The sequence below is a fragment of the Actinospineispora spinosispora DSM 44797 genome (assembly GCF_000429025.1).
GTDB lineage: Bacteria > Actinomycetota > Actinomycetes > Mycobacteriales > Pseudonocardiaceae > Pseudonocardia > Pseudonocardia spinosispora.
Window position 1 is genome coordinate 61862 of record NZ_AUBB01000040.1, and the last position, 6540, is coordinate 68401.

General features: G+C 67.2%; 7 protein-coding genes. 3 read left to right on the top strand and 4 right to left on the bottom strand.

Features of this window, described 5'->3' with window-relative positions; translation table 11 throughout:
* Positions 1–40 precede the first annotated feature (40 nt).
* On the bottom strand, positions 41–1738 hold the full coding sequence (locus tag G406_RS48020) for a PucR family transcriptional regulator (protein WP_051342345.1): 1698 nt from the start codon (positions 1736–1738) through the stop codon (positions 41–43).
* 108 nt (positions 1739–1846) lie between these two features.
* Between G406_RS48020 and G406_RS54185 the strand changes: the two genes are divergently transcribed.
* From G406_RS54185 to G406_RS56975, 3 genes are all read left to right on the top strand, one after another.
* The gene (locus G406_RS54185) at positions 1847–2617 is read left to right on the top strand and encodes a GNAT family N-acetyltransferase (protein WP_051342346.1); all 771 of its coding nucleotides are present in this window, start codon (positions 1847–1849) and stop codon (positions 2615–2617) included.
* The gene (menC, locus tag G406_RS0118975; protein WP_028935042.1) at positions 2614–3720 is read left to right on the top strand and encodes an o-succinylbenzoate synthase; all 1107 of its coding nucleotides are present in this window, start codon (positions 2614–2616) and stop codon (positions 3718–3720) included. The genes G406_RS54185 and menC overlap by 4 nt, the downstream gene beginning before the upstream one ends.
* Before the next feature lie 209 nt (positions 3721–3929).
* Complete coding sequence (locus G406_RS56975) at positions 3930–4190, top strand: hypothetical protein (protein WP_156934981.1); 261 nt, start codon at positions 3930–3932, stop codon at positions 4188–4190.
* Between the two features lie 53 nt (positions 4191–4243).
* Here G406_RS56975 and G406_RS0118985 read toward each other — a convergent pair whose 3' ends face one another.
* From G406_RS0118985 to G406_RS56985, 3 genes are all read right to left on the bottom strand, one after another.
* Positions 4244–4813 (bottom strand): AAA family ATPase, encoded by a 570-nt coding sequence (locus G406_RS0118985; protein ID WP_028935043.1) that lies wholly within the window; start codon positions 4811–4813, stop codon positions 4244–4246.
* Complete coding sequence (locus G406_RS56980; protein ID WP_051342347.1) at positions 4810–5586, bottom strand: MFS transporter; 777 nt, start codon at positions 5584–5586, stop codon at positions 4810–4812. The genes G406_RS0118985 and G406_RS56980 overlap by 4 nt, the downstream gene beginning before the upstream one ends.
* 147 nt (positions 5587–5733) lie before the next feature.
* A complete protein-coding gene (locus G406_RS56985) occupies positions 5734–6129 on the bottom strand; it encodes an MFS transporter (protein WP_051342348.1) in 396 nt (131 codons plus the stop codon).
* Between the last annotated feature and the right edge of the window lie 411 nt (positions 6130–6540).

Below are 6540 nucleotides of genomic sequence, written 5' to 3' on the forward strand. Positions count from 1 at the left end.
AGTGTGTGACATCGCCGGAGTCAGGTCTTGTTCTTCACACTCAATCAGCCGGTGGGTTCTTGTCGGGATCGTCAGTACGAGGGGTGCGCAGCGTTCTGACTCTGAGCTGAAGGTGGGTCAGCAGCATCGTGTCGCCGTGGGCGAAGTCGAGTCCGGAGATGTCGCGGATCCGGCGGAGCCGGTAGCGCATGGTGTTGACGTGGATGCGCAGCGCGCGTGCGGCGACCTCGGTGTTGCCCGCGGCGTCGAGGTAGGCGGCCATGGTGTCGGCGAGAACGCCGGTCGGACCGTCGCGGGAGATGAGCCGCCGTAGCGCGCCGGTGGTGTCCGGCAGGCCGAGCGAGTCGGTCATATCGGCCAGGTGCAGCAGCAGGACCGAAAGCGCCGCGTCCTCGACCGCGCACACCGACTGTCCGGTGAAGCTCGGATGCCGCATGGCGCGCACTGTGGCGTCGACCTGCGACCGGATCGTGGTGATGCGCCCGATCGACTCGCTGGGACCGCCTGCCGCGATCACGTGGTCGTCGGTGAGAGGGGTCCGGGCGAGGAAGTCGCGGGCGAGGCGGGTGGTCGAGTCGAGAGCCTGAGTGGCGCCCACCGGGTAGGCGAGAAGCGCGTAGACCACACCGGTGCCGCGCACGGTGACCGAACGGGGATGCACCGCCGCCAGGTAGTACTCCAGTGTGTCGGCGAACCGCCGCAGCTCATCCACCGCGACCGCGTCGGCGGTGAGATCGACACGGGGATCGTTGCCGATCGGAGAGTGGCCACCGGCGGATACCCGAGATGCGGCTGCCAACACGCAGAGGGGGCCGTCGCCCAGCTGCAAGCGGCCGGCTCCCACCAGGTCGGCGGAGCCGGCGAGCACCGCGGCGGCGAGTTCCTCGCGTTGGCGGCGAGCGTGGGCGGTCTCGGTGCGCAGACCGGCGATCTGCGGTGCCACCACCAGCGCGAACTGTTCGAGCATGTGCGCGCGAGCCGAGTCGAGTGGTTCGGCGACCGCCACCCAGAGATAGCCCAGGACCTCCGTTCCGGCGCGTACCGCGATCGCCACCCGGGACAGGTACCCGGGCTCAGTCGCGGCGAAGTAGACCGGTCCGGCGTTGGCCCGTAGTCGTTGGAATTCGCCGCGTTCCCGCTGCTGCTCCAGCGTCCGTTGATGTACCGCGCGGCCGAGGATGGTGGTGATTCGCTCCGGGTCGGTCTGGTCCTGACCGGCTGACCAGGCGAGCAGGGCGGAGAACCGGTCCTCGATCGTCACCGGGGCGTTCAGTGCGGTGTAGATCGCGTTCGCCAGAGCGAACAGGTCGGTGCTGTCATCGTCGGGCTGGATCCGCGCTCGGGTGTAGTCGATCAGGTAGTCCCGGATCGTGGTGGCGACGTGCATCCAGGATGCGTCGGTGCTGACCTCGATGATCGCCGGCCCGGTCGTTCGCACGGTGCTGATCGAGCTGGGCATCGGTGCCTTGACCGCGACGACGCCGGGACCGGTCGGGTTGGTCGCCGCCAGCAGGCCGAGTACCTCGGCTTCGGTCTTCGCGCCGATGCCGAGGACCACGCAGTTCGGCTCTGGCACGGCGGTTTCGGTGGGTGGGTGGATGACGACCGAGGCCAGTGGGTCGTCGGCCGTCGCGCCGGTCGAGACGAGCCGTAGCAGCGCTGGTCCGATGTCCCGTACCAGCTGCCGGGTGGTGGGGCCCGCTGCCGGCAGTCCCCGTGGTTCGCCGACCTCGCCCATTCCGGTCGCCCCCTGCAGACACCGTCTTGTGGTGTGCGCCAATCTAGCCGGAGGATTCTTGATGTTCCCGACGATGCGCCCGGCGGTGGCGCGGCGCACGGTGGCCCGATGGACGTCGAGGTACAGCTGCGCGACCTGACCGACAGCGGCGACCTGGCGGAGCTGGTGTCGCTGTTCCGCCTGGTCTGGGGTACCACGGAGACCGCGGTGCCGCTGGAGGTGCTCCGCGCGCTCAGCGACACCGGCGGCATGGTGCTCGGTGCGTTCGCCGGGACGAGATTGGTCGGTGGCGCGGTGGGCTTTCGTGCCGTAGACGACCCGGTGCACCTACATTCGCACGTGGTGGGCGTCCATCCGGACTGGCGTCGGCGGGGAATCGGCATCGCAGTGAAACACCACCAGCGCACCTGGTGTCTCGATCGGGGGATCAGCTATCTGAGCTGGACGTTCGACCCGCTGCTTCGGCGTAACGCGCTGCTGAACATCAGCCGGCTGGGTGCTGTCGGGGTCGCTTATCTGGTGGACCACTACGGCCCGCTGGACGACGTGTACAACGCCGGTGTGCCGACCGATCGGGTATGGGTGCGCTGGGATCTCTCGGGCGGCCGCCTGCCCGCCTCATCGAGCATCCGGTCGGTGACCGTGTTGGACAGTGATCAGCACGGTCGGCCGTGTCGGTCCGAGCGTGCCACTGTCGGTCCGGTCCGGTTACGGCTGCCGGAGATCGTGGCCGCCGAGCACACACTCACCTGGCGCGGTGCGCTGCGTTCGGTCATGGCTCCCCGGCTGAACACCGGCTACCGCTGGACCGGAATGTCCGATGACGGCTGGTGCGTACTGGAACCCCCCTCGACGATGCGGACCTCGGAGGCCCGATGAAGATCAATGTGGTGGAGCTCATCCGGATCGACATGCCGCTGGTCTCGCCGTTCCGTACCTCGTTCGGTGTCGAGACCGGCCGGGACGTACTGGTGGTCCGGCTGGAGACCGACGACGCGCAGGGCTGGGGCGAATGTGTCGCCCTCGCGGACCCGCTGTACTCCAGCGAGTACACCGACGCGGCGCAGCGGGTCGTCGCCGAGCAGCTCGTGCCCCGCTTGTTCGCGGCCGGTGAGGTGACGACGGCGAGGTTCGGGGAGGTCGTCGCGTCGGTACGCGGGCATAGGATGGCGAAGTCCGCAGTGGAGACCGCCCTGTTGGATGCCGAGCTGCGCGCATCGGGTGTCTCACTTAGCAGGTACCTGGGCGCCATTTCTACCGAGGTGGTCTCCGGGGTCTCGGTCGGTATCCAGGACACGATCCCCGAGCTGCTCGACGTCGTCGGGGCGTACCTGGACGCCGGCTACCCTCGGATCAAGCTCAAGATCGAACCCGGGTGGGACGTGACGCCGGTCGCCGCCGTTCGGGAACACTTCGGTGACGACGTCCTGTTGCAGGTCGACGCGAACTCCGCGTACCGGCGCTCCGACGCGCGGCATCTCGCCGGGCTGGACGCCTTCGACCTACTGCTGCTCGAACAACCCCTGGACGAGGAGGACGTCGTCGGGCATGCGGGGCTGGCCCGGATGGTGCGGACTCCGATCTGTCTCGACGAGTCGATCGTGTCGGCTCGGGCCGCGTACGAGGCGATCCGGATCGGTGCGTGCGCGGTCGTCAACATCAAACCGGGGCGGGTCGGCGGGTATCTCGAAGCGCGTCGGGTGCACGACGCGTGCGCGGCGGCCGGTGTCCCGGTGTGGGCGGGTGGGATGCTCGAAACCGGTATCGGGCGTGCGGCGAACCTGGCACTCGCCGGGCTGAGCAACTTCACGCTGCCCTCGGACATCTCCGGTTCGGACCGGTATTACGCCCAGGATCTGACCGAGCCGTTCGTCCTGATCGACGGCCGGATTCCGATCCCGACCGGCCCCGGCATCGGTGTGATTCCGTTGCCCGAGGTACTGGCCGAGCTGTGCACCTGCAGGACCACGCTCACCCCATGACCCGGCGAGGACAGACTCCGGGTTCGCCGATGGTGGGATCCGCTGACGGCGGCGCGACCGGGGAGCGTCGGCGAATTAGCGCGAGTTTCCGACTGCTTTAACTTTCCACTAATTGATCGATCGATACGATCACTCGCTAACATCCTGCTTTCCATTCATACTGGGGCAAATTCATGTGGCGTACGGGCGTGCGTTTCCTTGGCGGGTCTATGGCTGTTGTCACCGCGCTGCTCATCACGGCTTCCACCGCGTCGGCCGCTGAGCCGGTACTCGGTGGGCACGGGTGCCATTCGCGTTCGTGCGGTGGGCCGGACGACCCAGATGACCAGGGCCCGGATGTGCACGTGGAGTGCGCCGACGGCGAGGAGTTCTACACCCAACAGCGGGACTGGGACGACGAGCAACGGCACATCGGCGACTCGTACGGCAGCTACCACGGCCGTCCGGACTGTCATATGGAGCGACGCTGACGACGACCGGACACGCATGTGGCCCTTGAACGGCGTGGTCAGGCCCTCAGCGATCAGCTTTGAGAAAGCAACGCGAGCAAATCGTGGTAAGCGGCTTCCGGTTCGCCGGTCGTTGTCCTGATTATTCTGGTGTTCGGTCGCGCCGCGAGCACGTCCAGCAGCCGGTTGCACATGGTCGGCAGCTCTGCGATGCCGCCGTGGAGTTCCAGCAGCGCTGACGCGTCCCGTTGTGCTCGGGTGGTGGGACGGCGTGCCCGTTCGGTGAACTGTCGGGCGATGTCCGGTGTGCTGCTCAGCAACATCACCTCGATGAATTCGGCGCCGGCCGTCGTGGCCAGCTGTTCGAGTTCGACGATGAAACCGATCTGCCCGAGGAATTGCGGGACCAGCACGTCGTGGCCCGAGCTCAGATGCACGTGAGCCATGCGCAGAGCCATCGCCCGAGCGGCCAACCCTGCCTCGGTCGGCCGATTCAGCCAGTCGCCGAGCATGCCCCGGACGACGTCGATGTCCAGAGCCAGCGTGAGTGGATGCGCGGCGGCGTACCTCCCGGCGAGCGTCGACTTGCCGCTGCTGGGCGCGCCGTTGAGCAGAACGAGCCGAGCCGTCGAACCACGGCTCATAACTCCACGACCGCCGGTTCAGCGGATCCTTTCGGTTTGCCGGAGCGCAGACCGAGGGCGAGTACCGCGCCGCCCGCGCACATCACGGTGGTGATGTAGAAGCCGTTGGCGTAGGTCTGGGTGGTCGCACTCTGGTTCATCGCCTGGTAGATGCCGAGCAGATCGGACGTCTGCGCGGTCGCTACCCGGGGTAGGGCCTGTGCCCCGGTCCGTAGCAGGGAGGCCTGGTCCGACATCAGCTGAGCCGCGTCAGAGGCGCCCAGGGCGCCGAAGATCGCTACCGCCAGACTGGACGCCACCCGCTGCATGATGTTGTTCATACCGGTGCCGGCACTGGTCAACGATGCGGGCAGCGATGCGATCCCGGACGTCATGATCGCCATCATGGACAGCCCGGTACCGACGTTTCGCAGTGACATCCACAGTTCGATGTCGAACCGGGGCGTGGCCGGGGTCATCTGGGCCAGTAGATACGACGCGTAGGCGATGATCACGAGTCCGATCGTCACCGGCCAGCGCGGTCCGATCGCGTCATAGATCCGCCCGGCGAGTGGCATCATCACCACCATCACCAACGCGGAGGGAAGCAGGACCAGGCCCGCGTCGAATGCCTGCATTCCCTGAATCTGCTGTAGGTACAGCGGGATGAAATACAGCCCGGTGAACAGAGCCGTGATCACGATGCCCAGCAGCAGAATCGAATTGATGTAAGGCCAGCCGCTGAATACCCGCAGATCGATCAACGGGTTCTCGACCTCCAGCTCGATGACCACACACAACGCCAGGCTCAGCAGCCCGGAGACGATCAGCCCGCAGATTCGGTAGCCGTCCCAGCCCCAGTCCTGCCCTTCGGATGCGGCCAGCAGCAGGGCGAACAGTCCGTAGGCGACGGTGACGAATCCCCAGAGGTCGAACCGTGGTCACCTGGTCGGCTTCTGCCGGGGGAACAGCGCGATCGCCGCGACGGTGCCGAGCAACCCGATCGGCACGTTGATGTAGAAGATCAGCCGCCAGTCGACGTATTCGACCAGGTAGCCGCCCAAGGTCGGCCCGACCGCCGGCGCGACCACGACCCCGAGGCCGTAGATACCCATCGCCGCGCCCATCCTCTCCCTGGGCACGATCTGAAACAGCAGCGTCATCGTCACGACCGGCAAGATGCCACCGGGGATGGCCTGCAGGATGCGGAAACCGATCATGCTGGCCAGATCCCAGGCCATCCCGCACAGCGCGGACGCCGCCGCGAAGCCGACCATCGACAGGATGTACAGCGAGGTCTTGCCGATCCGATCGCCGAGCCACCCGGTCAGCGGCACCGCGACACCCAGGGCCAGCGTGTAGCCGGAGTGCCACGTTGACGATGCTGGCGTCCAGCACCGACATGAAGCTGCCCACGACCAAGACGCCCAGCGGCAGCAGCCAACCCTGAGTCGGCGCGGGCTGAGTCGGCGCGGGCTGAGTCGGCGCGGGCTGAGTCGGCGCGGGCTGAGTCGGCGCGGGCTGAGTCGGCGCGGGCAGGACGGCCGCGGTCATGACCGTCAGAGTACATAGGCACGGATGGTTCTCAAAGAGAAACCGAACCGTATTCTAATCCTGGACTTGAGGTCAGCCTCGCCGGGCAGGCGTCGCCGGCACCATCACCGACCCGAACGTCCACCTGTGGTGCTCCCATTCCTCCAAGACCGGGGCCGGTGCGACGCGCGATGGTGGTGCGGTGACCACACCAG

What these genes read in the sequence shown, in the direction of transcription:
- G406_RS56975 (WP_156934981.1), top strand. Translation starts at nt 3,930, where the DNA reads ATGGCTGTTGTCACCGCGCTGCTCATCACGGCTTCCACCGCGTCGGCC.
- G406_RS48020 (WP_051342345.1), bottom strand. Translation starts at nt 1,738, where the DNA reads ATGGGCGAGGTCGGCGAACCACGGGGACTGCCGGCAGCGGGCCCCACC.
- G406_RS54185 (WP_051342346.1), top strand. Translation starts at nt 1,847, where the DNA reads ATGGACGTCGAGGTACAGCTGCGCGACCTGACCGACAGCGGCGACCTG.
- menC (WP_028935042.1), top strand. Translation starts at nt 2,614, where the DNA reads ATGAAGATCAATGTGGTGGAGCTCATCCGGATCGACATGCCGCTGGTC.
- G406_RS0118985 (WP_028935043.1), bottom strand. Translation starts at nt 4,813, where the DNA reads ATGAGCCGTGGTTCGACGGCTCGGCTCGTTCTGCTCAACGGCGCGCCC.